This window comes from Methanosarcina barkeri MS (genome assembly GCF_000970025.1).
Taxonomy (GTDB): Archaea; Halobacteriota; Methanosarcinia; order Methanosarcinales; family Methanosarcinaceae; genus Methanosarcina; species Methanosarcina barkeri.
Map to the genome: position 1 here is coordinate 3250457 of NZ_CP009528.1, position 25184 is coordinate 3275640.

General features: G+C 38.8%; 25 protein-coding genes. 15 read left to right on the forward strand and 10 right to left on the reverse strand.

The genetic code is table 11. The annotated features are described in order from the left end of the window. The first annotated feature begins 462 nt into the window (after positions 1–462). The 5 genes from MSBRM_RS13050 to MSBRM_RS13070 all read left to right on the forward strand — a co-directional run bounded on the left by MSBRM_RS13050 (position 463) and on the right by MSBRM_RS13070 (position 4575). Complete coding sequence (locus tag MSBRM_RS13050; protein ID WP_052712894.1) at positions 463–777, forward strand: hypothetical protein; 315 nt, start codon at positions 463–465, stop codon at positions 775–777. 588 nt (positions 778–1365) lie between these two features. Next, entirely contained in the window at positions 1366–1863 is a 498-nt protein-coding gene (locus MSBRM_RS13055) for a pyruvoyl-dependent arginine decarboxylase (protein WP_048120963.1), read from the forward strand. Between the two features lie 301 nt (positions 1864–2164). Continuing rightward, positions 2165–3202 (forward strand): deoxyhypusine synthase, encoded by a 1038-nt coding sequence (locus tag MSBRM_RS13060; protein WP_048120965.1) that lies wholly within the window; start codon positions 2165–2167, stop codon positions 3200–3202. 63 nt (positions 3203–3265) lie between these two features. Next, a complete protein-coding gene (locus MSBRM_RS13065; protein ID WP_048120968.1) occupies positions 3266–3787 on the forward strand; it encodes an ArsR family transcriptional regulator in 522 nt (173 codons plus the stop codon). Next, complete coding sequence (locus MSBRM_RS13070) at positions 3787–4575, forward strand: DUF7839 domain-containing protein (protein ID WP_176722104.1); 789 nt, start codon at positions 3787–3789, stop codon at positions 4573–4575. Before MSBRM_RS13065 ends, MSBRM_RS13070 begins: the two co-directional genes overlap by 1 nt. Before the next feature lie 244 nt (positions 4576–4819). On the opposite strand, the gene MSBRM_RS13075 is transcribed toward MSBRM_RS13070, so the two are convergent. Beyond that, a complete protein-coding gene (locus tag MSBRM_RS13075) occupies positions 4820–5083 on the reverse strand; it encodes a hypothetical protein (RefSeq protein WP_048120972.1) in 264 nt (87 codons plus the stop codon). Positions 5084–5617: 534 nt separating this feature from the next. Between MSBRM_RS13075 and MSBRM_RS13080 the strand changes: the two genes are divergently transcribed. Beyond that, the gene (locus MSBRM_RS13080) at positions 5618–5860 is read left to right on the forward strand and encodes a hypothetical protein (protein ID WP_155400474.1); all 243 of its coding nucleotides are present in this window, start codon (positions 5618–5620) and stop codon (positions 5858–5860) included. 33 nt (positions 5861–5893) lie between these two features. Next, complete coding sequence (locus MSBRM_RS13085; RefSeq protein WP_048155949.1) at positions 5894–6454, forward strand: metallophosphoesterase; 561 nt, start codon at positions 5894–5896, stop codon at positions 6452–6454. Positions 6455–6605: 151 nt separating this feature from the next. On the opposite strand, the gene MSBRM_RS13090 is transcribed toward MSBRM_RS13085, so the two are convergent. Both MSBRM_RS13090 and MSBRM_RS13095 read right to left on the reverse strand, forming a co-directional pair. Further along, positions 6606–6827, reverse strand: a complete 222-nt coding sequence (locus MSBRM_RS13090) for a hypothetical protein (RefSeq protein ID WP_048120976.1) — start codon at positions 6825–6827, stop codon at positions 6606–6608. A 663-nt stretch (positions 6828–7490) separates the two neighbouring features. Further along, positions 7491–8339, reverse strand: coding sequence for a class I SAM-dependent methyltransferase (locus MSBRM_RS13095; RefSeq protein ID WP_048120978.1), 849 nt, complete (start codon positions 8337–8339; stop codon positions 7491–7493). A gap of 578 nt (positions 8340–8917) precedes the next feature. On the opposite strand from MSBRM_RS13095, the gene MSBRM_RS13100 reads away from it, so the two are divergent. The 5 genes from MSBRM_RS13100 (at position 8918) to MSBRM_RS13120 (ending at position 14330) form a co-directional block, all read left to right on the forward strand. Further along, positions 8918–10492: an ABC transporter substrate-binding protein gene (locus MSBRM_RS13100; protein WP_048155951.1), complete on the forward strand. Its 1575-nt coding sequence runs from the start codon at positions 8918–8920 to the stop codon at positions 10490–10492. Between the two features lie 134 nt (positions 10493–10626). Beyond that, a complete protein-coding gene (nikB, locus tag MSBRM_RS13105; protein ID WP_230628883.1) occupies positions 10627–11673 on the forward strand; it encodes a nickel ABC transporter permease in 1047 nt (348 codons plus the stop codon). Next, on the forward strand, positions 11657–12568 hold the full coding sequence (nikC, locus tag MSBRM_RS13110) for a nickel ABC transporter permease subunit NikC (RefSeq protein ID WP_048120983.1): 912 nt from the start codon (positions 11657–11659) through the stop codon (positions 12566–12568). Before nikB ends, nikC begins: the two co-directional genes overlap by 17 nt. After that, on the forward strand, positions 12565–13632 hold the full coding sequence (locus MSBRM_RS13115) for an ABC transporter ATP-binding protein (protein WP_048120985.1): 1068 nt from the start codon (positions 12565–12567) through the stop codon (positions 13630–13632). Before nikC ends, MSBRM_RS13115 begins: the two co-directional genes overlap by 4 nt. Further along, positions 13620–14330, forward strand: a complete 711-nt coding sequence (locus tag MSBRM_RS13120) for an ATP-binding cassette domain-containing protein (protein ID WP_048120986.1) — start codon at positions 13620–13622, stop codon at positions 14328–14330. Before MSBRM_RS13115 ends, MSBRM_RS13120 begins: the two co-directional genes overlap by 13 nt. Positions 14331–14603: 273 nt before the next feature. On the opposite strand, the gene MSBRM_RS21470 is transcribed toward MSBRM_RS13120, so the two are convergent. The 6 genes from MSBRM_RS21470 to MSBRM_RS13145 all read right to left on the reverse strand — a co-directional run bounded on the left by MSBRM_RS21470 (position 14604) and on the right by MSBRM_RS13145 (position 20683). Next, positions 14604–14903 (reverse strand): hypothetical protein, encoded by a 300-nt coding sequence (locus MSBRM_RS21470; RefSeq protein ID WP_230668875.1) that lies wholly within the window; start codon positions 14901–14903, stop codon positions 14604–14606. Further along, on the reverse strand, positions 14885–15517 hold the full coding sequence (locus tag MSBRM_RS21475) for a YcdB/YcdC domain-containing protein (protein ID WP_230668877.1): 633 nt from the start codon (positions 15515–15517) through the stop codon (positions 14885–14887). The genes MSBRM_RS21470 and MSBRM_RS21475 overlap by 19 nt, the downstream gene beginning before the upstream one ends. A gap of 13 nt (positions 15518–15530) precedes the next feature. After that, on the reverse strand, positions 15531–15833 hold the full coding sequence (locus MSBRM_RS13130; protein WP_048120988.1) for a hypothetical protein: 303 nt from the start codon (positions 15831–15833) through the stop codon (positions 15531–15533). Between the two features lie 1633 nt (positions 15834–17466). Further along, positions 17467–18036 (reverse strand): RPA family protein, encoded by a 570-nt coding sequence (locus MSBRM_RS13135; protein WP_048120990.1) that lies wholly within the window; start codon positions 18034–18036, stop codon positions 17467–17469. Continuing rightward, positions 18037–19308 carry a replication protein A gene (locus MSBRM_RS13140; protein WP_048120992.1) on the reverse strand — a complete coding sequence of 424 codons (1272 nt, stop codon included), beginning with the start codon at positions 19306–19308 and terminating at the stop codon, positions 18037–18039. 592 nt (positions 19309–19900) lie between these two features. Then, positions 19901–20683 (reverse strand): hypothetical protein, encoded by a 783-nt coding sequence (locus MSBRM_RS13145; RefSeq protein ID WP_048155954.1) that lies wholly within the window; start codon positions 20681–20683, stop codon positions 19901–19903. Positions 20684–20817: 134 nt separating this feature from the next. Here MSBRM_RS13145 and MSBRM_RS13150 point away from each other — a divergent pair, with 134 nt between their 5' ends. After that, on the forward strand, positions 20818–20991 hold the full coding sequence (locus MSBRM_RS13150; RefSeq protein ID WP_155396521.1) for a hypothetical protein: 174 nt from the start codon (positions 20818–20820) through the stop codon (positions 20989–20991). Between the two features lie 23 nt (positions 20992–21014). Here the strand turns inward: MSBRM_RS13150 and MSBRM_RS22145 are convergent, their stop codons facing one another. Further along, positions 21015–21329 (reverse strand): type IV pilin N-terminal domain-containing protein, encoded by a 315-nt coding sequence (locus MSBRM_RS22145; protein WP_141706508.1) that lies wholly within the window; start codon positions 21327–21329, stop codon positions 21015–21017. Positions 21330–22085: 756 nt separating this feature from the next. Here MSBRM_RS22145 and glmU point away from each other — a divergent pair. Next, on the forward strand, positions 22086–23303 hold the full coding sequence (gene glmU / locus MSBRM_RS13155) for a bifunctional sugar-1-phosphate nucleotidylyltransferase/acetyltransferase (protein ID WP_048120998.1): 1218 nt from the start codon (positions 22086–22088) through the stop codon (positions 23301–23303). A gap of 17 nt (positions 23304–23320) precedes the next feature. Continuing rightward, entirely contained in the window at positions 23321–25174 is a 1854-nt protein-coding gene (glmS, locus tag MSBRM_RS13160) for a glutamine--fructose-6-phosphate transaminase (isomerizing) (RefSeq protein WP_048121001.1), read from the forward strand. Positions 25175–25184: the final 10 nt, after the last annotated feature.

Genomic DNA, 25184 nt, shown 5'->3' on the forward strand with positions numbered 1-25184 from the left:
CTAAATTTAAAAGCGTTATATACATTTTTTTGCATGATTTTGATTTGAAATCAAGCTTTTAAGAAAAATAGCATTATTATTTATAATTATCATATAGTTATAATTGAAATGGAAATAGTGCAACTATTTTAAATCGTTTGTGTAGGTTTAGAAGAATAATACGGAATTTTATTCGCATATATAAATAAAATAATAACGTTTTTTATTTTTATTGCGTATTTATGATTAATATTAAAATATTATTAGTATTAAAAGTAAAAATTGACTATTTATAATTAGATCTCTTTATTTTATTTGTGATAATATGAAAACATGGAAATTCTTTGTGTTATGTATTGTCGTGAGTATGATGGCTGTGTCTGTAGTTTCAGCCAAGGAAGATAATTCTATGGTTTCAGTAAAGGAAGTTAATCCAGCTTCTCAGTCTATTAACATTAACTACATCGATAATCTCGTTTCCACATGTGCTTCAGGCAGCCTAAAACAAGGACAAACCCATACAAGCAAACTAAAGATCGGAAAAAAGTTAAATCGATAACGATAGAATGTGATTGGGGTAACCACAAAAATTCTCTAACACTCACTGTAATTGCACCCGATGGAAAAAAATACGGCCCTTATTCTGACAGTTATGATGGAAAAATAAATGGTTATACGGGTGTAAAGTTAACAAAAAAGACAGGAGCGTGGACTGCAACGCCATGGACGATCAAAGTCTACGGTAAGAAGGTAAGAACTCAAACATTTGGTGTCTTCGGAAAATGGGTTGTAGCTTAAATTAATATAAGAGTAAATGTAAGAGCAAATGAGTGAGGAAGAAATCTACTTCAATCTCGTTTTTTCCAAAATTTCCATTTACTTTGTTCTTTGATTTTGCTTCTTCTAATTATACATTGGTATTATTTTTTGCTTTTTCTCACCTTAATTTGACAGAAGGATATATTTGATAATGTATGAATGATCTTCAGGTATCTGTTTTCTTCATACAATTCAAATTTATCTTGTGTATTTATTGATTTTTTTGACATTATTCATTTTACCACACGGCAATGTGTCAATACAATGTATTTTTTGTAAGAGGATATTGCATTAATTAACAGAATCTATCAAATTAGGTTTCTAATTGGAGTGTTTTTTCATATTTTTGTTGCAAGAGACACCTGCTTTTTCCGGTCTTCCAGCATAGACTGAACCTGAGCCAGAAAAACATTGAGAAAAATAAAATAATTAATATAATTTTTATATTCACAGTTAACTAAATAAATAAGAATTGAGCTTTTTTCCGCAGAACTGAAGGGCAATGCTTAAAAATAATAATTGCCATCTGAATTAGGCTTAAATTGATTATTTCACAAGGCTGCAAAGATGATCACGAAATTAATTCCCAGAAAAGTATTTTTTACAAGTGGAGTTGGTACACATCCCGAAAATCTTGAATCATTTGAAGTTGCACTAAGGGATGCAGGTATTGAGAAATTTAATCTTGTAACTGTAAGTTCTATCCTGCCCCCTAACTGTGAGATTGTGTCCAAAGAGGAAGGACTCGCAGAGTTAAGTCCCGGAGAGATTGTATTTTGCGTAATGTCCAGGATTTCTTCCAATGAGCCAAGAAGGACGCTCAGTACATCAGTTGGCTGTGCACTCCCGCAAAGCATAAACAGGCACGGTTACATATCAGAATATCATGCCTATGGGGAAACCGCTCAGGACGTTGGGGAACATTCAGAAAAACTTGCAAGGAGCATGTACAGCACCTGGACAAATGAATCCCCTCTCAAGACTCTCAGTTTTCCCAGGTCATCTTCTGTAGATGAACGTGGAGACTGGATGACCGTGATATCCGCAGCAGTCTTTACTATCTGAACATTTAACAGTATGCCCTTAATAATTTCTGCGATTGTTTATGAACTCCACTCTGAAAAAATATACTCATCATGCTGTCAATTTCATATTCTTTGATCCAATTCAAACCCGGCAAATTAGTTTTCCTGAAGAAGACTCATCTCTAGTGATATCATCAGGGAAGAGTCCGCATATATTGATATTTAATAAAATAATATAATTATATAGCGCTATTTGCATTTCTTACAGCCTGTCGCCAAATGCCTTCAGGTATTAGAAATCATATGCAAAACTATCATTATCTGTTTATTAGGAGAACGATATGCATCTTAATGTATTCACAGATAACCCAACCGTTCCGATAGATGTAAAGGACAGATCTGTAAGCGAATTGATGGAAGGAATGCTTAAGACAGGCTTCCAGGGAAGAAAGCTGGCCGAATCTGTCCAGGCATGGCACAACATGCTAAAAGAAAAGAATATGACCGTGCTTATGGGCCTGTCAGGAGCTATGGTCCCTGCTGGCATGCGCAGGATTATTTCCTATATGATCCGGGAGAGGATGATAGACTGTCTTGTAAGCACAGGAGCAAACCTGTTCCATGATTCGCACGAAGCGCTTGGCAAGAAACACTATGTGGGTTCACATCTGGTTGACGATGAAAACCTCTTTGAGCACGGCGTTGACAGGATCTATGACGTTTTTGCAGTTGAAGAAGAGTTCAGAACCGCAGATAACCTGATTGCGGATTTTGCAGAAGAAATTGGGGAAATTTCCTGTTCCTCAAGGGAATTTATGTACCTGCTCGGAAAGGAACTGGCAAAACGCGGAGCGGCTGAAGATTCTATAATCGTAAGTGCATACAGACATAATATTCCTATATTCGTTCCTGCACTTTCAGACAGTTCAATAGGAATCGGGCTAACCATTGCAAGAAGAAGAGGATTGAAACTTGAGATTGACCAGATAAAAGACGTTGATGAGGTTACTCAGATTGTAGAAAAATCAGGAAAAACAGGAGTTGTCTATATTGGAGGTGGAGTCCCTAAGAATTTTATTCAGCAGACTGAAGTGATAGCTTCTATTCTTGGAATGCAAATCGGAGGGCATGATTATGCAATTCAGTACACTACTGATGCCCCTCACTGGGGAGGACTTTCAGGCTGCACTTTCGATGAAGCCGTTTCCTGGGGAAAAATTGCATCTCAGGCAAAAAAAGTGCAGGTCTTCGTGGATGCTACTATAGCTCTCCCTATTGTAGCCCATGCACTTTATGAAAAATGCCGTGAACTGAAGCGAAATGCGCCGATTTTTAACTGGGACGGGCCTGAAGGGCTTGATATTGATTATAGAGAATAATCAAATTACAAATCTTTATTATATTTGAAAGCTTATAACATAAGACGAGAAGGAGAGGAGTAAATGGGTAAACGAACTCGAATAATTAACGATCCTTCCTATTTAGTACCATTACTCAGGACTTTTGGGTCAAGAACTCACAAAAGAATATTTGACACACTTTCAAGCAAATGGATGACAAAAGCAGAAATAGATGAATTCATGGGTGCAGACTCATCAAGAAGCCTTCATATCTTGAAAAAAGCCGGGCTCTTGGAGAGCCAGTGGAGAGTTCCAGAGGCAGGGCAAAAACCCTCCAAAGAATACCACAGTTCCTATTCCAAGGTTCAGGTTAATTTTCAGTGTTCTTTTGAGGATTTAAGCGATATCATCATGCTGACCTTCAAACCATACGATGAGGTCAAGGATGCGATGGAAGAACTGGAAAAGCTAGTAGAAGAAGGCAATACCTCCATGAGCAGCCTCACACGGACACTTAATAGAAACCCATTTTATATTTGTGCTGTCGCCCGTAGATCTGAAAGGCTTTCTGTAATGGGGCAACGGTTAAAAATAATTGAAGATGTAGAGGAGAACTACGATTGATGATCAAAATCCTCCAAACTAAAAGTGGAGTAACCAAGTTTCAGGTCCTTATCGAAATTGCAGCCCACCAACCGAACGTAAGACAAAAAGAAATTGCCGCAAAGATAGGAATAACTCCCCAGGCAGTTTCCGAATATATTAAAGAACTTGTAAATGACGGGCTGATAGTTACTGAGGGACGGGTCCGCTATAGGATTACAAAAGAAGGTGTGGAATGGGTCCTTGATAATGCCACGGAAATGAAGCAGTATGCCCGCTTTGTCATGGAGGACATAATCAACCATATCTCAACCTGGACAGCAATTGCAAAAGAGGATGTAAAGGAAGACCAGCAGGTATACCTGAAAATGGAAGGTGGACTCCTGTACGTAAGCAGCACGGAAAAAACAGGTGCATCAGGCAATGTAATTTCCGACGCATCTGCTGGAGAAGATGTAGGAGTAACAAGCCTGCGAGGCCTGATCGACCTGGAAAATGCTACAATTACAATCTGCAAGGTCCCAAGGATTGAGCGTGGAGGCTCAAGAAAAGTAGATATTGAACGCCTGAGGGTTCTGACAAGCTCAAAACCCTATATCGCAGCTATAGGCGTGGAAGCACTTATAGCCCTGCGCAAGCTCGACATAACCCCGAATGTTATGTTCGGAAGTAACGAATCAGTTATTGAGGCTGCATACCATGGCTTATCATCCCTTGTAGTCTCAGTAGATGAGCAGGTTCCTTCCCTTCTTAACAGGCTGGAAACCGAAAATCTTGAGTACGAACTCGTAGATCTGACTCTCGAGTAATTCATTCTAATTTTTAATTTAAAGTTGCGCTGGCGCACCCCACTGCAAAAAATGGGGTATGCTTGCGCCACCGCTCGAAATTCCGTAAAAGAAGACAATAAACCTGATAATGTTTAGTTCGAGCAGAAGTCAATAAACAAAAAAATGGAGTTGTAAATCTTATCATTAACTGTTACCTGGGAAGTTTTCCATCCCCGCAGCAAGCTAGCTTGGGCATTTGACTGAAATAAATGCACTAATTTCCTTATTTATCATTTTTTTTCTTTAACTTATCCAACATTTCAGAACCTGGTGCTTCGCCAGTTAAAAGAATAATTGCAATAAGAATAATTACCATTACTGTAAGAATAGCATATCTGGTTATGCTCTCTTCAGAATAATGTATACCGACAAGTGGAGCAACAATTATAAATCCAATAGTTACCAACCAGCCTTCTAAACTAGCTGGGCTAACTCCCCAACCAATACGCCTTTTATGAAACCATGCTTTTTTGGTAAGTCTTTTCATGTTTGGCCTCCATTTGTTTTTATTTCAATCCTTGTTTTCATGAATCTTGCCCGCGAATAACTTTCAATATATTTAGGAATGATTCAAATATAAAATACTAAGGGTTTTTGTTACCAAAGATGACTATTTGGGGGAATAGGACTATAAATCAATTCCAAAGCTGAAAATATGAAGTTATATGTTTATAATTTATAAGTATGAATGAAATACCTGAACAGGAAAAATGAGGTTACCCTTAATATTTTGTTTCAAAGATGGTTTTATGAATTGACTTTACAAGGTTTAAAAATATTTAGATTTACTTGAACGGATGTAAAAGTAAGGAAATTAATCTATACTAGAAGAATTACCAGAGTAAATGAAAAAACAGTTTTCAAGTTTTTAAAAATCTAGATGGCCCATCTTTATTCGACTAATATTTTAAAACACCAATCAAATAAAGAGAGACCATCAATATTATAAAACCCAAACCCCTCAAAAAAGGAGAACATAACTCGATTTATCTTGAAGTATCAGGTTTTGATCAAGTCCTTTTTGAAAAAGCTTGCGTTGAGTCGTTTGATCACGCCGACCATGTTGTTGCCGGGGTTTTCGGTCAAGCATTTTTTAAAAAGGGTTGTGATCACGCCGATAGGGTTTGAGGATAAGATTTTCAAACTCAAACGTTTCTCGGGGTTTTCGGTCAAGCATTTTTTAAAAAGGGTTGCGGGCAAGCATTATTTCAAAAGGGTTGCGCTCAAGCATTATTTCAAAAGGCCTGCCATAGATTTATCTTAAAATAATATATTTCATATAATTAGGAGATTTTCCATGAAACTGATTGTACTTTCCGATACTCATCTGAAAAATGGAGTAATTCCCCAGCAACTTCAAACGCTTCTGAACGAGTGTGACCTTATAGTCCATGCAGGGGATTTCAATACTGTAAAAGCCTATAACGCCTTCAACGCCAGCGGCAAATTAAAGGCCGTTTCTGGAAACGATGATGCTTCCGAACTCAAAAAGCTCCTTCCAGAAAGACTGAAATTCGAAGTTGAAGGCGTAAAAATCGGAGTTGTACACGAAGGAGGGCTTTCGGTTAACGATACAACTGCACAGGGTTACCTGGCAAAAGAAATGGATGTAGACATTCTGATTTTCGGTCACCTGCACAGGCCTTTGATAGAGAAAAGAGATGTTGTGCTTGTTTGTCCAGGCTCTCCTACCAAACCCAGGATGTCAAACCCAAGTGTTGTAGAACTTATAATCGAAAAAGGAAGCATTAATGGCAGAATAATTACTCTTGAAGGAGATACCTGCGATTACATAAAGTTCCGGGATTCCCTGGAAAAACGCAAGCAGGAAAAAAACCGAAACAAGAAAAGGGCTTGAACATCTCCGAAACTGGCAGGGATAGCACGAAGGAAACCACAATATGGACTACCCTGTAGGATAACCCTGAGCAGGAGCTTATTTACTGCTTGAAATCAGGCATATGCCCTGCTAAACAGGGTTAGGATATTCAATTTTAGCAAGCACGGTTTTACAGTGTTTCCAGTTTGAACATAGCACCTGTACCTTGAAGGCTCAGATATACCTTGTCCCCAAATTCGAGAATTTTCTCGACACTGACATTGCTATTCCAGTTGTATACAAAATCGTAGCTGCCCTTCACTGGTTCGAATCCCAGAGACATTAGCCGCTGGTTTACTTCTGACGGACGTGTCCCTTCACTGCTGAACCAGACCAGAAGATAGGTTTTCACAGGATCATCTCACTTATAAGTTTGTTATTTACCCCTAAGCTTCATTCAAACACAAGTTACTCATTTTATACCATGTCTCGTTTATTTATGTACATTTTGCCTCTTCTGGCTTTAAGACCATTAACAATAAAAATATTTACATAAAATAGCAGAAGTTAAAAATTAAATAGAAGAGTTACAGGGAAAATGACTATTCGCCATTCTCTATGGATAAAATGATTTTCGATTCAAGACCGCATTGATTGTTATGAGGAAATTATGAGGATATCCACACAAAAAGTAGAGCTTGACATTTCCACTTTCGATGTATGCAGTTGCTATAAATATCTTGTCTTCAAGAGTCCCATCCGTTTTCACAATTTAGGGATTGACTTTTCTTCCATTTTTACATAGAGAGAACCGGACTTTTTTGCCATCTACATCAACCTGATTCACGACTAAAGAATAGTCTTTATCCTATCTATGACGGTATCCATGAAGTTCTTTCAAGTCTACGAGAAATGAACAAATTATAAATTTGAGTTATGTTGAAAATGATTCTTATCCCTCGTAGACCTGACAGTGCCGTTCTGAAATACTTAAAAAGCCTCAAAACAATTATGTTCAAGCTTGACAGAAACGTGCATTTTCTAGAGGAAATAGCGGTTCATTAAGGTCCCCTATCTACTCAGTTTGTTTTTCCCACCACATTTTTACTCTGGTAGACCATCCTCTTTGAATAAGATTTTCATTATCTACCTCAAGAATGTCTTTCAGATAGGACCTGAGAACGGTCTCCTGGGTACTAGAGGTTACATTGTAGTACGACTTGAAATCCTCAACTGCTTCTTCAAAAGTTGCATACCTGTGGATGTGCTCGAAAGGGAAAACTTTAACATTTGGATAGATTCCCATATTGTAGAGCACATTGTAAAGAACATCACACTTCGGGGCTGGCTGATACTCACGTCCGTGAAGGAAAGGCCAGAGTCTCCGAGAATGCGCATCCCATGAAGTTTCCCCCGCAAACCAGTACAGATAAACATACCTTGAAGAAGCAGCTATCATTTTTTGAACCGAAGTCCGTATGTCTTTCATGCCCAAGGAATAAGAAGCAAAAACCACATCATAAGGAGCAGAAAGGTCGGATTCGACATCAATGGCTTCCCAATCTTTGTGTACGCAGTCGATGTTATTGATTCCGTACTCTTTAATGTTTTCCTGCATGATGCTCATCATGCCGTCAGAAGGTTCAACAGCAGTTACATGAGCTACCTGCTGTGCAATTGGAATTGCAAGGGTACCGGGTCCTGACCCTATATCAAGAACTCTGGAGTCAGAAGAGAGTTTCATGCCCTTTATCCTCTTTTCGGTTATTGCCTTTGCGTTATTATCCTGAAACATATTCCAGAAGCGTCTGGCTCTTTCCTTGTTCTGCCATATAGATGAACAATCTACATTTTTGTTCGATTCTAACTCTCTTTCCAACGTCCTTTTCCAGACTTCATTCCAGTCAATGTTACATGGATCCATATTATCAGCTCAAACTATTTACATATCGAATTACTTAAAACTATCAAAATACAAATTATCAAAATATGTTACAAAAACGAATACAAATATGAATATATATACTTTATTAAATGGTAAAACAAATGCATTAGAGCTGACAACCACTAAAATTACACTTATTGAACTCTGATTGACATTCAAGAAAAATGGAGATTTTCTTGAATTGCACTGCAAATGCAATAATACACCGCCCATTTCACCAGTTGAATACGATACTTTACCCCGATTTTCGAGATATTGAGAATTGGTTTATTTGTTCAGGTTTTCAACCAGGTAATACATTTGTTAACAGTGTTTACATTATATTTTATAAAAAAATCCTTTTATATAACCAAGTATTACAATAACTTATTAAATTCATATTTATTATAACAATGCATTCACACTAAAAAGATATTATAAATATATCTATCGTTCTAGCCTATACAGTGTTTAAATTGGTTTTTAATTTTGAGATAAATCGTGTTCTTCGATTTCTTCGATTTCTTCTCGAAAGAGCCGCTTTTAGAAGTCCTTTTAGCCGAATTGAGGATTATCATATGGATCGGAATTTCAAATTTATTTTATTAACCTGCATGCTGCTTGCAGTAATTGGTGCAAGTGCCTGCATAGGCGGAGATAAGGATGAAACTGCCAAAGGAGACAGTTTCGGGGAAAACTCTCAGGACCTTGTTGTGGGCATAAGTTCAGACGTTAACAACTGGTATCTTGACAAGTTTGCGGATGGCGATGCCAGGTTTGTTTGGTCTCAAGTCTATGAAACCCTTGTAAGGCTTGACTCTAACCTGAATATTACCCCAGGACTCGCCGAGTCGTGGGAAACGCCTGACAACGGAACGACATGGCTCTTCCACCTACGCAAGAATGTGACCTTCCATGATGGTACACCTTTTAACTCAGACTCGGTTGTGTTTTCCTACTCTAACAAATCTTATGTGAGACAGGCAGTACTGAAACCGATTAAAAGTGTAGAGGCTATTGATAACTATACCGTGAAATTTGTTCTCCAAAAACCCATGCCTCTGCCTTTTTACCTGACTCATGTAGCCTGGCCCATAATGGGGCCTGGCTGTCTTGATAAAGCAGGAAATTTTGTCAAACCGGTAGGGACAGGTCCTTTTAAGTTTGAATCGCAGACAAAAGATCAGGAAATAGTGCTTACCAGAAATGACGCTTACTGGGGAAATAAGTCTCTGCTTGACAAGGTTATTTTTAAAGTTATCCCTGATCCTTCTACGCAAGTTATGGCTTTTGAGAATGGGGAACTGGATATGATTATCAAGGTTCCAGAGTACGATGTCAAGAGGCTCGAAGCCAAAAAAGGTATCCAGGTTCAAAGGAAGTTAAGTACCTTTACGGATTTCCTTCAATTCAATTGCGATAAAACTCCTTTTAACGACACAAAAATACGCCAGAGTGTTGCTTATGCAATCGATACCAATACCCTGGTGAACGGTGTTCTTAACGGCATTGGAAAACCGGCAGGAGGAAGACCGTATTCCCCCAACATGATGTACTCTGACCCTGACCTGAAGACATATTCGCAAGACCTTGATAAATCAAAGGCTCTACTTAAAGAAGCAGGATGGGAAGATTCCAATGGGGATGGAATTTTAGAAAAAGATGGAAGTCCCTTGAATTGTACCTTGCTTGTAAGTAAGGGTGCATGGGCAGCCAGGCATACTCTTATGGCTCAGGTTGTGCAGGAAGATCTCAGGAAAATAGGAATGAATGTGGAAATTCAAGTACTTGATGAGGGAGCGATCAGCAAACTAGAAGGTGTGGGAAACTTTGGCATGATACTAAGAAGTGGCTATTTTGTATGGGGCCCCTATCCAAAACACTTCTTTATTCACCATTCTAAAAGTCCTTACTCTCACTACCACAATGAAACCTACGACCAGCTTGTAGACGCAGCAGATTCGACCATAGATCCACAGAAACAGAAGGAATTCTATTACGCTCTACAGGCCTTTGTAATAAAAGAAGTCCCTGCTTTTTATCTTGTACATGAAGAAAAGGTGGTAGCAACCGGCCCTTCTGTAAAAGGCTTTGTGATAACAGCAGAAGATCCCTGGCTGGATCTTTCTGGAGTTTATCTTGAAAGAAAGTAAATTCAAACAAGATTCCGAAAAGATGGAACATTAAAAAACTGCGCAGATGGAAAGGTAAAACTTAAAATGAAACTTCATAGACGGGAAGATAAAACTTAAAATGAAACTTCATAGACGGGAAGATAAAACTTAAAATGGAACTTAAGAGATGGAAGATAAAACTTAAAATGAAATGTCTGAGAGCATCAGAAATTAAGAGATCGATATCAGAAAATGACAGAAAAGTAAGAAGAATATCTATGTGGAAGTACATTGCAAAGCGCTTGGCCATGGTACTAGTAGTAATATCAGGGGTTACTCTTGTTTCTTTTGTTGCTATGTACCTTGCGCCAGGAGATCCTGCTGAGCTCATAGCTCTTGAGAGATATGGACAGGATCTCGATGCAAGCCAGATTGAATCCGTCAGGGAAGCAGAAGGACTTGATGCTCCTGTTTATTTCCAGTACTTTATATGGCTGGATCATCTCTTGCATCTTGATCTTGGAAGATCTATTATAACCTCTGATGATGTCCTTGAAGAAATTCTCCTGAAGTTACCGGCGACTATAGAACTTACAGTTGCCGGCTTATTAATCTCTCTCCTAATCGCCTTACCTATAGGAGTTCTGGGCGCTCTCCAGAAAAATACTCTGCTTGACAATTGTTGCGCGTTTATTTCCCTGATAGGTATTTCTATCCCTAACTTCTGGCTTGGAATTCTTCTGATCTGGCTTTTTTCCCTGACTCTTCATATTTTCCCTAGCTATGGGTATGGAAGCCTGAATCACCTTGCTCTTCCTGCTCTAACCCTTGGAATTTCAATGTCTTCAATTACAGCCAGACTTACCCGAGCTAGCCTTATGGAGGTGATGGAGAAGGAATATATTTTGGCTGCACGTGCCAGAGGATTTGATGAGTATACTATCGTTTTACGGCATGCACTGAAAAATGCCTTACTCCCAGTTGTTACATTTGCAGGAATGCAATTGGGTTATCTTCTTGGAGGAGCTGTTATTGTGGAAACAATTTTCTCCTGGCCAGGTATCGGAAAACTTCTTGTTGATTCGATCTTTGCAAGAGACTTCTCTATGGTTCAGGGCTGTGTTCTTTTTATCGCAGTGCTCTTTTCTCTTTCCAGTCTTGCAGTAGATATATTGTATGCAGTGCTTGACCCGAGAATCAGGTATGACATGTATGATTGAAAATATAAAAATGGCTGAAAAACTTTCTATAAATAAAAAAAGGCTAAGTCTATGGCTAAGTCTATGGGAGTTTAAAAAAAACAAACTTGTGCTCTTTAGCATTTTGTTTATTGCTATCCTATGTTTTCTGGCCCTATTTGCTCCTTATATCTCTCCAAATGATCCTTTTGTCCAGAGACTTGACAAACAATTTCTTAGTCCCTGTCGTGAATACCCTTTAGGAACCGATGAATTTGGGCGTTGCATTTTTTCAAGAGTAATTTATGGCACACGTATCTCTCTCGGCATTGGAATTCTCGTTGTTGCAGTTACATCCATTGCAGGTACCTCTATTGGGTTGTTTTCAGGGTACAAAGGAGGCCTGATTGATGAAATCCTTATGAGAGGTGTAGACGTGATGCTGGCTTTTCCCAATATTATTCTTGCCCTTATGATAGCAGGACTGCTGGGACCAGGGGGTTTAAGTGTCGTCCTATCCCTTTCCCTTACTCAGTGGCCTGTTTATGCAAGGCTTGTACGTGGACAGGTTCTCTCTTTGAAAAAGAGAGATTTTGTGGAAGCGGCAAGGGCTCTTAGACCCTCAAATTTTTACATTATGCGAAAACATATACTTCCAAACTGCATGGAACCTGTAATCGTTCTTGGAACTCTTGAGATTGCCAATGTAATAATCTTTGCCTCTGCTCTGAGTTTTCTAGGACTTGGAATCCAGCCTCCTACGCCTGAATGGGGCTCTATGCTCAAATCCGGAATTCCATACCTGCGCACATCTCCTCACCTTTGTTTTATTCCAGGTCTCATGATTATGCTTACAGTTTTTGCTTTCAATTTTGCAGCAGACGGATTAAGAGCCAGCTTGGGCCAGTCTGTTAAACAGGAGGTGCTGGACAGATGAGTATTTCTTTCCTCTCCACTCAACTCCTTTCAGTAGAAAACCTGAGCGTCTCTTTCAAAACCTCAAGGGGCCTTGTAAAAGCAAACGAGAACATTTCCTTTGAGATCAAAGAAGGAGAAATTTTTGGGCTTATTGGAGAAACAGGCTGTGGAAAAACTACCCTTGGAAAAGCCCTTTTGAGGCTGCTCTCAAATAATGCAAGGATAGAAGGGAGAATCGTTTACAGGGGTAAGAATATATTAAGTCTTTCTGAAAAAGAAATGAGGAGCCTGAGAGGAAAGAAAATAGGGATCATGCTACAGGACCCTTCAATCTGTTTTAACCCCGTACTCTCTGTAGGAAGTCAAATTGCTGAAATTTATCGATACCATGAAGGCATGAGAAAAAAAGATGCAGAAAAAAAAGCTTCAGAGATGCTTGAGCTTGTTGGAATAGATTCCTCAAGAAAGTCTGAATATCCTCACCAGTTTAGTGGTGGGATGCTGCAGAGAATTATGATAGCAGTAGCGCTTGCTCTCAAGCCAAGACTTCTTATTGCAGACGAACCTACAAAGGGGCTTGATCCTGATATGAAATTGCAAATTCTAGAAATTATTACCAAGCTTGTCCGGAAGGAAAATTCTTCCATGCTCTTAATTACTCATGATCTGGATGTAGCCACTAAACTTACAGATAGGACTGCAGTGATGTATGCAGGAGAAATCGTTGAAATCGGGAAGACAGCAACGGTCATTTCCGATCCAAAACACCCTTATACTTTTGCACTACTGCATTCTCTTCCAGAAAAAGGGCTAATGACTGTTTTAGGTCAGTCTCCAAGCCTGATCTCCCCTCCTTCCGGTTGCAGGTACCATCCCCGATGTAGTAACCAGCTGGCAGACTGCTCAAAGATCCACCCTGAACTATTGGAACATGTAGATGATCATTTTGTCCGCTGCTTATTATCTGAAAAAAACAGTAAGAATGTAAGAAGAAAAGGCAGTAAGAATGTAAGAAGAGAAGCACAATTGATCCCAGATACTCCCTCTCCTGGGTGTGCGGAGGTGGGCGTATGGCATTGTTAGAAGTGAAAAATCTGAAAAAGCATTATTATTCCGGGCTTTTCCAGATTCAGGTTAACAAGGCTGTAGACGGTGTCAGTTTTAGGATAGAAAAAGGGAAAACTCTAGGTCTTGTTGGAAAAAGTGGTTGCGGAAAATCCACACTTGGAAGAACAGTGTTGAGATTGCTTGAACCGACAGAAGGTAGCATTATCTTTGATGGTCAGGACATTTCAGGACTTAAAGACCACTCTTTAAAATACCTGGGAACCAGGATGCAAATTATTTTTCAAAACCCTAAATCATGCTTGAACCCAAAGATGAAAGTTTATGATATAATTGCAGAACCTTTAAGGCTTCACAGGCTTTGCGCTAAAGACGAAGAATTGGAGAGGGTAAAGGAACTTATTGAAATTGTTTCCCTTAATGAAGAGCTTCTTTTTCGCTATCCTAAAGAGCTGAGTGGAGGTCAACTTCAGAGAGTTGCAATTGCAAGAGTCCTTAGCATGAAACCGGAATTAATAGTAGCGGATGAGCCTACTTCGATGCTCGATCCACTTGTCCAGGCTCAAATTCTTTCGCTTCTTAAGGGACTGCAAATCAAGTTCAAGATAAGTTTTCTGTTTATCTCCCACGATATTAAGGTTGTTGAATGGATGAGTGACGAGATTGCCTTTATGGAGAAAGGAAAAATTGTTAATTTTAAAATAGTGTCACGTTAACCCCCAAAGACAAAAGAATTCTGAACCATTTTAAGTAATTATATATGACATTTTAATGCTGACGAGATAGTATTTTACTGAAGGATTTTTTCCTACGAGCTATTGAATTCCCTTTATATACCCATTTTCTTTGAAAGTTGAGTTAAGAGAAAAACGTAAAATACCTGAAAAGAGACAGTGAAAGGAAAAGAAAAAGGAACAAAAGTTCCTTGAGAATAAATAATCACGTACTTTCATGCCAAAGAGGAATGGAAAGTTAGAACTGTTTCGAACTTAGTCTCTGGAATAGTCAAACAGCAACATTTCTCCTGAATGTGCGTCAATCCATACTGAAGCAGGATAGGTATCGTCCCTTGCAAAACTTGAATCCATGAACCTGATCCACCATGCCAGATGAATTTTATCTTCCTCGTCCTCTTTCCAGACAAGGTTCGACGAAATAACTTTTACACTATTTGCTTTTTCTTCTCCTATAGACGGTTTGTTACTCATGTATTCTTTGAGAATCTCAACTGCTTTTTCATCCGTAATGCTTGGTTCCGTATCAATGAGTGCTATCTCTTCTTCAGACATAGACCAGCTTTTGTCATAGCTTGAAACTTCGCCTGTTTCTGCATTAACATCAAGCAGTATTCCATCGGAAAGAGAGGTATTCCCCTGATAATTCTTGCGTAACTTACATGATAATTTCCTGGCAGATCATCAGCAGGAGGTTCTATGTAGTTTACATATTCAGGCTCAATCTCATTAATTTTATCCGCTGAAACCCTGGATTCGATATATTCTTCTGCTATTTTCAGAGCATCATCTTTGCTTATACTGTCTCTGCCCTGTACATTCTTTGATCCATCGTATACAAAAAGCTGCTCTCCATTAGAGGCATCTATTCCTGCAAAGATACTTTTTCCATTAGTTGTTTTTGAGCTTACTCGCCAGATTATCCCGAAATTTTCATCATCAATCAGTTCTCCATGTACAGATTCATTGATTACTTCCTGATTTTCTGATATTAGTTTGTTTTTTGCATCCTCAAAACTAATATTTACGTCTGCAGTTGATGGATCAAGATATTTTGTTTGCTTTGCATCTTCTTTCGTAAAGATTATTCCTCCCTCTTCAGAAGCAAAAGCCACAAATATTGCACTTAATAATATCAAATCCAATATACAAATTTGATTAAGTTTCATGATCTTTTCTCCCTTAAGGTCTTAAACACAAGTTTGAATTTCCTATAAATCTGTTATTGGCAACATCTGCTGCATCTCCAAACTCTTTTTCGACTTGGTTTCTTGCATAGTTGGCTGCTTCAGAAACAGTGACATCGGTGAAAGTAGCCGCATCAAAGAATGCAGAATAAAAGAGGGCATTATGTAAGGTGTTAACATTATCTTCATACCCAAAGTAGGTATCAAAACCGTTGTTAATAAACGCGTTTCCTAGATCTGTGTATTTTGCAGATTTACATGCACCTGCAAAAATGAATCCTCCGTCTCGTTCGTCCATCCAACTGTTCACGTCCAAACTATATAGACAGCTTTCATCTTTGAATATTAAATAAGATAAAATCAGACGTTGTAAAATCTCAAAATTAGGTTCGGCTTATATCTAACATAGCATCCGGATCCGCAGAAGCTGGCGCAGCAAACAAAAGTAGCAATACGCAAATTATATAATTTTAAATTCGTTCTTTTTCTGCTCATTTCTTATTTACCTCATTCGATTTACTCCAGAGGCAAGATTATACAAATTTTGAACACTATCAAAGGCAACTATACCCTTACCTTTAGGCGTTCAAGAGCTCAAACCGATTTTTCAAGTTCAGTTCAAATCTGTTTTGTTTTTTGTATACTGTTGTGTAAGAATAGTACTTTTTTCAACATAAATTTTACTACAAAATTCTTTAATTAGGTAAATAATATAATAATTTAATTAGAAATTAACATAATAATTTAATATTATATTGACAATGTAGTGTCGCGTCAATACTAAAGGATTCACAGGTTCCGAATAATTGCAATCGATTTTATGCGACATTTTACGATTGATTTGACAGTAGCTTATGAGTCTGTTTTTACATTACTTCATATTAGAAAAGAATAATAATTTATTTATATAGAATAGAAATCACTAGATGTAAAGAAAAATTCAATGTTTTTAAACAATTTTTAATATTATTAAAACACTATAGAATTCTTCGATTTCTTATTTCGAAAATGTATCAAAATTTAGGTACTTATTCGAATTCATATCATAGTTTATCGATTTGTTTAAGAACTGTATGTAAGTTCACATGCTCTTCTAAAGCTTATGAAAGGTCTTTCTTTTTCCTTCGGCTTAGGCAAAACCTCACGAACATTGTTTCAGAGTCCCAGAAAAAAATTAGAATTTGACCTATGAGGAAACCTATTCCCGATTATTTTGCTGACAACATTTTTAAAAAACTATTTGCTTGCATTTTTTATTCTTTTTCTCTTTTTTGAGTAAGAACAATAAAGAACAAGTCCAGTTCTGACAGCCAATAGCCTAGAACATAAACTTCTCTTCAAAACTCAGGCTTTTTTCAAGAAATTTTTGGAGAAGGTCATAAGACGTAATCCCTGTTGCTTCTTTGGGTTTACTGCGGGACCAGTATCTGGGCGAACCCTTGCGCCGGATAGTATGATAAATATAGAGGATTTCACCGTCCTCATAGCGTCACTCCATACGTATTGAATGACGGATTTGTGCATTAACCAAACCAGTTGAGACCAAAAAATTAATGAAAAATGAGTTTTACCGTTTTTCTAGAATTTTCGGACAGAAATTTTTCAAAGAAAGTTAAAATACTGTATGCCCAAATGAGGCTTTATTGTATTCATTTAACTTATACAGAGAGCACAGAAGATTAAAAGGTGAAAAGAGAGATTTGGAAAAGAAAAAACCTGGACAAGAGTGTAGAATTACTAATAAGAGATGGAAATTAATAGAATTGTTAAATTAAAGAAATCTGAAAAACATCAACTGGTTAATGAGGAAGTACCTAAAACTCTGAAAATAAAAAACAGATAGAAAGAAAAAATAAAAATCGATTGAAATAAAAAAAGTTAAGGGGCATTTACCCCCGATTATGATAGTATGGTTTTTACTCTTTTTAGTTTCATTCCGTTTCTTTGAGAGACTCAAGAGCCTTTTTGACTATAGTGCGGTAGTAACCGATATCAGTCGAATAGTGTTCTTTTGCAAGTTTTGAGTTTTGATCTTCCTCTGATTCAATTGCCCTTATCCTCTCAAGAGTCTGTTTTGCAGTATCAAGCACCCAGAGGTCCCGGGTAAGTTCATCTACATGCTGGATAGACTCTGGACGGATAGAAGTCAGGACATTCCCATCATCTGTGGTATAGGTGCTAGTTTTGCCCACAACTGCTACAAAAGCTGGCAGCTCGCACTCGGCAAGGAATTGAGCAGCTTCAGGCTGATACTGCCCGGCATAGACTAGGAAAGAACCTGTCGGGTCTGAAACTCTTCCCCTCCAGTACTCGGAATCAGTGCCGATATCTTCCTTTTCGATAAGTGTGCCAACAAGGAAGATACGGTTTACTTTAGCTCCTGTGGGCGTCAGGACATACTGTGGAGCATACTGATCATTTTCATCCCTTGAGGTCAGGTTCGAATCCTTCATTTCCTGGGCAAAAACCCTGCGGGCAACTTCTCTGAAAAAACCTGGCATTTACTGCACCTCCAGCTTGGTAAGTGTTTCATTAAGCGCAAGTATTTCATCAATCATCTCTCTATCCAGAGAAGTTTTTGGAGTAATGGAATCCACAAGGATATAGCGATCAAGCTTGTGACCGATTACAGTATAGTACCTGCCCAGCAGTTCCTGTTTTAGATTATCCAGAACTACCCCTGGATCAAGAGCGTCTGCGGCCATTGCAATTGCAGTATCGAGAGAAAGCCCTGCAAGCTTCTCGGTAAGTTCTCTGTTAATAAGGATATCCTGAGTGGAAGTTCCGGAATCCAGAACCGCTTTTATCCTCAGGTCGTATTCCCCTTTTACTTTTCCGTGCTCCGGGCAAGCACCCTTAACCAGAGCCCTTTTACACTCAGGACAGCGTTTTATGAGACCTGAACCAGTCTGAATGTCTACCATTGCTCCAAAGTATGTGGAAGTTAAGGATCCGACTTTGATATCTTCATCAAGTTCTTCTATAGAACTTGACCTGTTAAGCTGAATCTGGATCTTACCTCCCCATTCGTTAACAACTACATTATTCAACATGTAGCTCTTGCCCTCTTCCATGTCAGGAAGCTCGGAACTGGCCCAGTTAGTGAATTTAATAACCCCTGTGGGGTCTCCTATAAGCCCTGCCTGCTCAATTGATTCATGAGAGTTTTCCCAGAGTTGAACCACTTTTCCTTTAACTGTAGCCCATTGGCCTCCTGCAAGATCGGAGATGTTCCTGAGTTCAGACTCTCTTGCAGATGGTATGAAGTCCCCGCCCCCAACTCCAATGGCTTCATCCAGCTTTTCTATAGAAGTATTCTTGTTAAGCTGAACCTGGAACCTGCCATTGTACTCTCCTACAACAACGCTCCTGAAGAAATAACTCTCTCCCTGTTCAAGCTCAGGCAGTTCGGCATTTTTCCATGCAGTAAACTTTATAATTCCTGTTTCATCCCCCAGTAGTCCTACCTGAGAAATTGACTCGTGAGTGTTTTCCCAGAGCTGGACAACCCTTGCCTTAAGATTTGCCCACTGCCCATTTTCCGAAATATCCATAATCTTTGTAAGCTGCGGCTCAGCCTGCCTCGTGTAAAATTCATTTTTAGGAATAGAATATTTCTTCAAAAAGTAATTGGTCACACTGCGCTGGGCTTCGTTTGAAGGAACTTTAAATTTAGTAATCAGTTCATCAAGTCTGCTTTCGATATCCTCTATAGGTACGTCGATGCCAAGCTTTAAAAATCGATCTCGAATAGATTCAGCTGTCTGTTTCATTCTTCCTACCTCAAGCCTCTTGTTTATCTTTATTTATAGAGAGGCGTTTTAATCTACAACGCCACAGCATATAAAGTTAAGGAAAGCGGAGTGAAAGTATTTGCATCAAGGCCGTAATCTTATCTGATAATGTTCTTCTTAAAGACTGAGAAACCATGAAATTAACCCCTGAGACTCAATCCCACACAGTGGAAAGACTATTATTTTGAAACTGTTTTTAAATTCCTTATGCATAATACCTGCTTCCTGCTTGAGTTCAATTTTGAAGTTACTTCAGATATTTATTCAAATTTTTTTAAGAGATTATGTGTGTATACTATACTTAAACTTATTTACCCAGAGATTTTGCAGCATTATTACAAAGAACCAACTCAGCTTTATGAAGAATTAAAAATATGCCAATTTTTGTAAATTTTTATTTTAGTAGACCCTCTTCAGACGCTTATATAAGCTTTTACAAGTTGTTTTCTGTTTTTGGAGCTGAGTCCCATAAAGGTCAGCTCTATTAATATATTCCCCGTTAATATATTATTTTATTTAACCATGATGTTTCCAGAGTAGATTAAGGATTTGCTCTGGACATCCAATATTTTTATAGATGAGCAGTCCCCCTGACTAAGGTCAAGCGGTTCGCGAATCTCTTCATCGTCATATTTAAGATCAAAATGGCTGAATCCCCTACTTTGAAGGCCCCAAGTTCCGTTAAATTGAGGTAACGTTGATCATCTCCTTTCTGAAGTATAACTTTTGTCTCATTATTAAATTTGAAATTAATTGTATCCCCCCCACAGTGTTCGATTACGAGCTTGAGAACTATTTCACTTGGGTTTTTATCTTGGATTTCATCTTGAGGTTCATCCAGGATTCCATCCGGGATTTCATCCGGGGTTTCACTTGAGTCCGAGTTCTGAGATTCAACTGTAGACTGTGAGGTTTCTACTCCGTTTACTGAAACCAAAATGACAAGATCCTGAAAATCAGCACCAGAGCTGTCCAGGTTTGTATTGCCCAGCTCAAAAATATATATAGCCTCATTTTCCTTAAGCTTGATACTACCGTTTTCAATGTATCCTTTTACAAAGTCTTCAATCGAGTCCTGACCATGAAATCCGGGGATATCAGAAACACGATCTTCATTCATAAGGACCTTCAAATTGGAAGAATTAGTCGAAGTGCTAACTGTAAGAATTTGTTTTGATTTATGATTCCAGAAATATTCCCAGGAGCAAGCTTCGACCGTTACAGGCGTATCCGCATTATAGGAAATTGGAGATTCCCAGAAGCAAGGATTTTTCCCGTCATTGATATTCCCTTTTGATGGATTCTTGTAATCTCCCCAGAGATCATAAGTATAGTCCCCTAACTTAAGACGCAAGTAACCGGAGACAATCCCCAGTTCCTAATAAAAGCACAACCAATCACAGTTGTGTTGACCGTGAAGTTTTCTTTCGGTACTACCGTATTGTTGTTTATCACATTGAAATTAACGGTAAAACTCGCTTGAATACTGTGACTGGACGACACATTATTGAAGGTATAAGTGGAAACCGGCCCAACGGAATTCACGTCCACCAACACATTAAGAACTTTATAGTTTTCATCCGGGATTATACTGAAGAGCTTGTTGCCACCGGCGGGAACATAGGTACTTCCTGTGGGAGAAATATTATCCCCGAACCCTGAAGAAGCCTCAATTAAATAGCTGTCTAGCGTCGTTTCATTCTGCGTTGGTGTCGTTTCATCCTGGGCGTTGTTGAATCCTGCGTAAAATTAGAGCTTCTATCAAGAGATTTGCCCTGGGTGCACTTTCCGGGAATATTGGGGTACACCAGTGATGCAGCAAGTATGATGGTCACCACAACCATTAATATTTGCCCGTATACTTCTGAGACTGCCTGGCATTTCTCGCCAAGAGCCCTTGACTTTTTACCGGCCGCGATAATAAGTACCTTGCAAAAATTTAAGTTATGAATATTAAACGAACACTTTTTAATATTAATAAAATTGTTTGTATGAACTATTAATTTTAGGCATTATAGTGACTGATTGGTCGAGGCTAAAAAAATACATTTTATTTATTATAATGTATAGAAATCTTATTAGTCAACCGAGATGTAACATCCTGGAACACAGGACATATAACCGATTACGGTTTACGATTATAGAAGATATACAATACCATTTCCAGGGTCTACTGAAAAATCGAGTTTAAAGAAAGAATAGAAACGCAGATTTTCAGGGCTGTCCGAAAAAGTGATCCCAATAAATGATCTTCCAGAAGCTTCAATACTACTCAATATTTTTTATTTTTTGGTTTTTGTAGAAATTATAGGGTATTCTGAAGGATTATAAGAATTAGACTATTATTTTTAATAAGTTGTCACAACTATTTATCAAAAGTATGGAAGTTAATAAAACTTTCAATAGAAAGGATTCCTTAAGAATTGCCCGACTTCTCAAAGGTTGGGAAGCATAAAACATAAAAAGTAGGAAATACATACAGGATTTTATGAAATAAATAAGTTTCGACACTTTTAAAAAAATAAAATTGCCTGTAAAAGCTAGAAGTGGAACGAAATTTTTTATAGAGTTGCTGAATTCATGTTATGGAGTTGTTTATCCTGTAGAAAAAACTTATTTTTCAATTACATAGGATTACTTTTTTATTGATAGCTGTCCCTTATACAGATATAAAACTCTATCGATATATATACACAGTTGCTTTGGTTAAAACTTTTGAAGGTAATATATAAATTCTAAAAAAGGTTCTTAAAATTATGAAAGCTATTATCCTTGCAGCAGGAGAAGGGCTGCGCTGCAGGCCTCTTACTCTAACTCGTTCAAAAGTAATGCTTCCTATAGCCAACAGACCTATTTTAGAACATGTAATAGGTTCGCTTGAAAAAAATGGAATAACTGATATTATATTAATTGTTGGATATAAAAAAGAACGCATAATGGACTATTTCGAAGACGGGCTAAACTTCGGAGTGAAAATTAGGTACATTGAACAGAAAGCTCAGCTAGGTACTGCACATGCAATTGAGCAGGCAAAAAAATGGATTGAACCCGAGGACTCGGTATTTCTTGTGCTCAATGGAGATAACCTGGTGGAACCAAAAACTATAGCGGACCTTCTGAATAATTATGAAGGAGACGCAAGCCTTCTAACTGTTCAGATGGAAGAGACTGCAGGCTATGGTGTGGTTCTGAAAGAAAAAAAGAGAGTCACAAGAATTCTGGAAAAAAGGCCTGGAGACCTGAGCCGTATTGTAAATACCGGAATTTATATTTTTACACCGCAGGTCTTTGAAACCATTGAAAAAACCCCGATATCCGAAAACGGGGAATATGCAATAACCGATACCCTCCAGCTTATGATTGACGAAGGGAAAATCGTTACTTCTGTTTCTACCGAATCAAAATGGCTTGACGCTGTTCATTCCTGGGATCTATTAAAAGCTAATGCCATAGTCTTAAATTCAGCCAGGAACTTGAAGCTTGAAGGAGAAGTTGAAGAGGGAGTTTTCCTCAGTGGAAAGGTGACAGTAGGAAAGAATACAAGGATTCGTTCAGGAACTTACATTGTAGGCCCTGTAGTCATAGGGGAAAATTGTGATATCGGACCCAATGTAGTAATTCTGCCCTCCACAACAATAGGAGACAATGTATCGATCAGGTCATTTACCGAAATACAGAACAGTATAATAATGAATGACTGCAGGATATACTCTCATGGGCAGATCTCTAATTCCATAATTGGAAGCAACAATACAATTGGCTCAGGTTTCCTTGTTGAAGAAAAAGAAGGTCTATCGATCATTATGAACGGAACTATTCATCGAGCTCCCAAACTCGGCACCATCTTCGGAGACGACAACCGGATTGGGAATAGTGTACTTGTGAAAGCTGGAGTAACAATAGCTGTTGACTGTCAGGTTGAATCTGGGAATACCATATACAGGGACCTGTCCCGTCATTCGGTTGTTCTTTAACCCTAAAAGGTGGAAAAATGTGTGGAATTGTAGGATATGCAGGTGAAAACTCTGCTGCATCTGTCATCATAGAATCTCTCAAAAAACTCGAGTACCGTGGATACGATTCTGCTGGGATTTCGATTCTGGGCAGCGGAATCAATACTTATAAGTCAGTAGGTAAAATCGTAAACCTTGAAGCCACAATCCCAGATGAAATAAGTGGCAACATCGGAATAGGGCACACTCGCTGGGCAACCCACGGACGACCCAGCACAATAAATGCTCATCCGCATACCTCTGGAAACCCATGTAAGATATCTGTTGTGCATAACGGAATCATAGAGAACTACATGGCATTGAAAGAACAACTGACTGCAGAAGGATATGAATTTAAATCGGAAACTGATACCGAAGTGATCGCACACCTCCTGCATAAACACATATACGGTAAGCCCGATGGAAGAGAAGCAAAATGCGAACTTCTTACAGGACTGCGGGAAGCGCTAAAAGAGATCGAAGGTTCATATGCTCTTGCAGCTATCTGTGCTGACGAACAGGGAAAACTCGTGCTTGCCCGGAAAGACAGCCCACTTGTTATAGGACTCGGCAAAGGAGAGAACTTTGCCGCATCGGATGTAACTGCTTTTTTGAATTATACAAGGGATGTAATTTTCGTAAATGACTTTGAAACCGCAGTTCTGACTCCTACCAATGTAGAGATCTTTGACAGAGAAGGAAAAGCACGCGAAAAGAAGATAGAAAAGATCGAGTGGGACTTTGAAGCTGCTGAAAAAGCCGGCTACGAACATTTCATGCTCAAGGAAATTCACGAGCAGGTGAGCGCGATTCATAATACACTTGCAGGCAAGGTCTCGGAACTTGAAGGAACGATAGATCTCAAAGAACTTAATATGACCGATGAAGAGATAAGGAAACTTTCAAGAGTCCAGATTCTGGCATGTGGAACCTCCTGGCACGCAGGGCTGCTTGGGAAATACCTTTTTGAGCAGCTTGCAGGAATTCATTGCGACATAGACATCTGCTCGGAGTACAGGTACAGAAGCCCGGTTATAAGTGATGGAACTCTCGCCATCGCAATCACCCAATCCGGGGAGACTGCAGATACTCTCGCGGCTGTTAGGGAAATAATGTCCTACAACTGCCCTACACTTGCAATTACAAACGTTGTAGGAAGCACCATTACAAGAGAAGCTAACAGTGTGCTCTATACCAGAGCAGGACCTGAGATTGGAGTTGCCGCGACCAAAACCTTCAGTACCCAGCTTACACTTCTTTATCTGCTTGCCGTAAAGTTCGCCCTCTCAAGAGGTAAGCTAAGTCCTAATTATGTTAAAGGATTCATTACGGGTCTAAGAAAAATACCAGGTCAGATTCAGCAGATTCTCAACCAGAAAGAAGCAGTAAAGGAATGTGCAGAGAATTTTGCTCAGGCAGAAAACTATTTTTTCCTCGGCAGGAACCTTAACTATCCGATTGCCCTTGAAGGAGCTCTCAAATTAAAAGAAATTTCATATTTGCATGCTGAGGGTTTTGCCGCAGGAGAACTTAAACATGGACCGATTGCGCTGCTTGAGAAAGGAACGCCTGTAGTTACCATTGCAACAAGAGGGCAGACTTACGACAAGGTACTGAGTAATATAAAGGAAGTAAAAGCCAGGGATGCAACGGTTATCGCAGTGGCCGATAACAAAGATACAGAGATCGGAAAATATGCGGATGTTGTTCTTACAATACCTCAGAGTAGTGAATTGCTTTCTCCGCTGCTCAGTGTGGTAGTCCTCCAGCTGCTTGCTTATTACACTGCTCTTGCTCGTGGATGTTCGATTGACAAACCGCGTAATCTTGCAAAAAGTGTCACAGTTGAATAATGAAATGCCC

What these genes read in the sequence shown, in the direction of transcription:
- MSBRM_RS21470 (WP_230668875.1), bottom strand. Translation starts at nt 14,903, where the DNA reads ATGTCTGAAGAAGAGATAGCACTCATTGATACGGAACCAAGCATTACG.
- MSBRM_RS13100 (WP_048155951.1), top strand. Translation starts at nt 8,918, where the DNA reads ATGGATCGGAATTTCAAATTTATTTTATTAACCTGCATGCTGCTTGCA.
- MSBRM_RS13055 (WP_048120963.1), top strand. Translation starts at nt 1,366, where the DNA reads ATGATCACGAAATTAATTCCCAGAAAAGTATTTTTTACAAGTGGAGTT.
- MSBRM_RS13095 (WP_048120978.1), bottom strand. Translation starts at nt 8,339, where the DNA reads ATGGATCCATGTAACATTGACTGGAATGAAGTCTGGAAAAGGACGTTG.
- MSBRM_RS13065 (WP_048120968.1), top strand. Translation starts at nt 3,266, where the DNA reads ATGGGTAAACGAACTCGAATAATTAACGATCCTTCCTATTTAGTACCA.
- MSBRM_RS21475 (WP_230668877.1), bottom strand. Translation starts at nt 15,517, where the DNA reads ATGAAACTTAATCAAATTTGTATATTGGATTTGATATTATTAAGTGCA.
- MSBRM_RS13130 (WP_048120988.1), bottom strand. Translation starts at nt 15,833, where the DNA reads ATGGACGAACGAGACGGAGGATTCATTTTTGCAGGTGCATGTAAATCT.
- MSBRM_RS13070 (WP_176722104.1), top strand. Translation starts at nt 3,787, where the DNA reads ATGATCAAAATCCTCCAAACTAAAAGTGGAGTAACCAAGTTTCAGGTC.
- nikB (WP_230628883.1), top strand. Translation starts at nt 10,627, where the DNA reads ATGGAACTTAAGAGATGGAAGATAAAACTTAAAATGAAATGTCTGAGA.
- MSBRM_RS13085 (WP_048155949.1), top strand. Translation starts at nt 5,894, where the DNA reads ATGAAACTGATTGTACTTTCCGATACTCATCTGAAAAATGGAGTAATT.
- MSBRM_RS13115 (WP_048120985.1), top strand. Translation starts at nt 12,565, where the DNA reads ATGAGTATTTCTTTCCTCTCCACTCAACTCCTTTCAGTAGAAAACCTG.
- MSBRM_RS13050 (WP_052712894.1), top strand. Translation starts at nt 463, where the DNA reads ATGTGCTTCAGGCAGCCTAAAACAAGGACAAACCCATACAAGCAAACT.
- glmS (WP_048121001.1), top strand. Translation starts at nt 23,321, where the DNA reads ATGTGTGGAATTGTAGGATATGCAGGTGAAAACTCTGCTGCATCTGTC.
- MSBRM_RS13060 (WP_048120965.1), top strand. Translation starts at nt 2,165, where the DNA reads ATGCATCTTAATGTATTCACAGATAACCCAACCGTTCCGATAGATGTA.
- glmU (WP_048120998.1), top strand. Translation starts at nt 22,086, where the DNA reads ATGAAAGCTATTATCCTTGCAGCAGGAGAAGGGCTGCGCTGCAGGCCT.
- MSBRM_RS13120 (WP_048120986.1), top strand. Translation starts at nt 13,620, where the DNA reads ATGGCATTGTTAGAAGTGAAAAATCTGAAAAAGCATTATTATTCCGGG.
- MSBRM_RS13140 (WP_048120992.1), bottom strand. Translation starts at nt 19,308, where the DNA reads ATGAAACAGACAGCTGAATCTATTCGAGATCGATTTTTAAAGCTTGGC.
- MSBRM_RS13135 (WP_048120990.1), bottom strand. Translation starts at nt 18,036, where the DNA reads ATGCCAGGTTTTTTCAGAGAAGTTGCCCGCAGGGTTTTTGCCCAGGAA.
- MSBRM_RS13075 (WP_048120972.1), bottom strand. Translation starts at nt 5,083, where the DNA reads ATGAAAAGACTTACCAAAAAAGCATGGTTTCATAAAAGGCGTATTGGT.
- nikC (WP_048120983.1), top strand. Translation starts at nt 11,657, where the DNA reads ATGACATGTATGATTGAAAATATAAAAATGGCTGAAAAACTTTCTATA.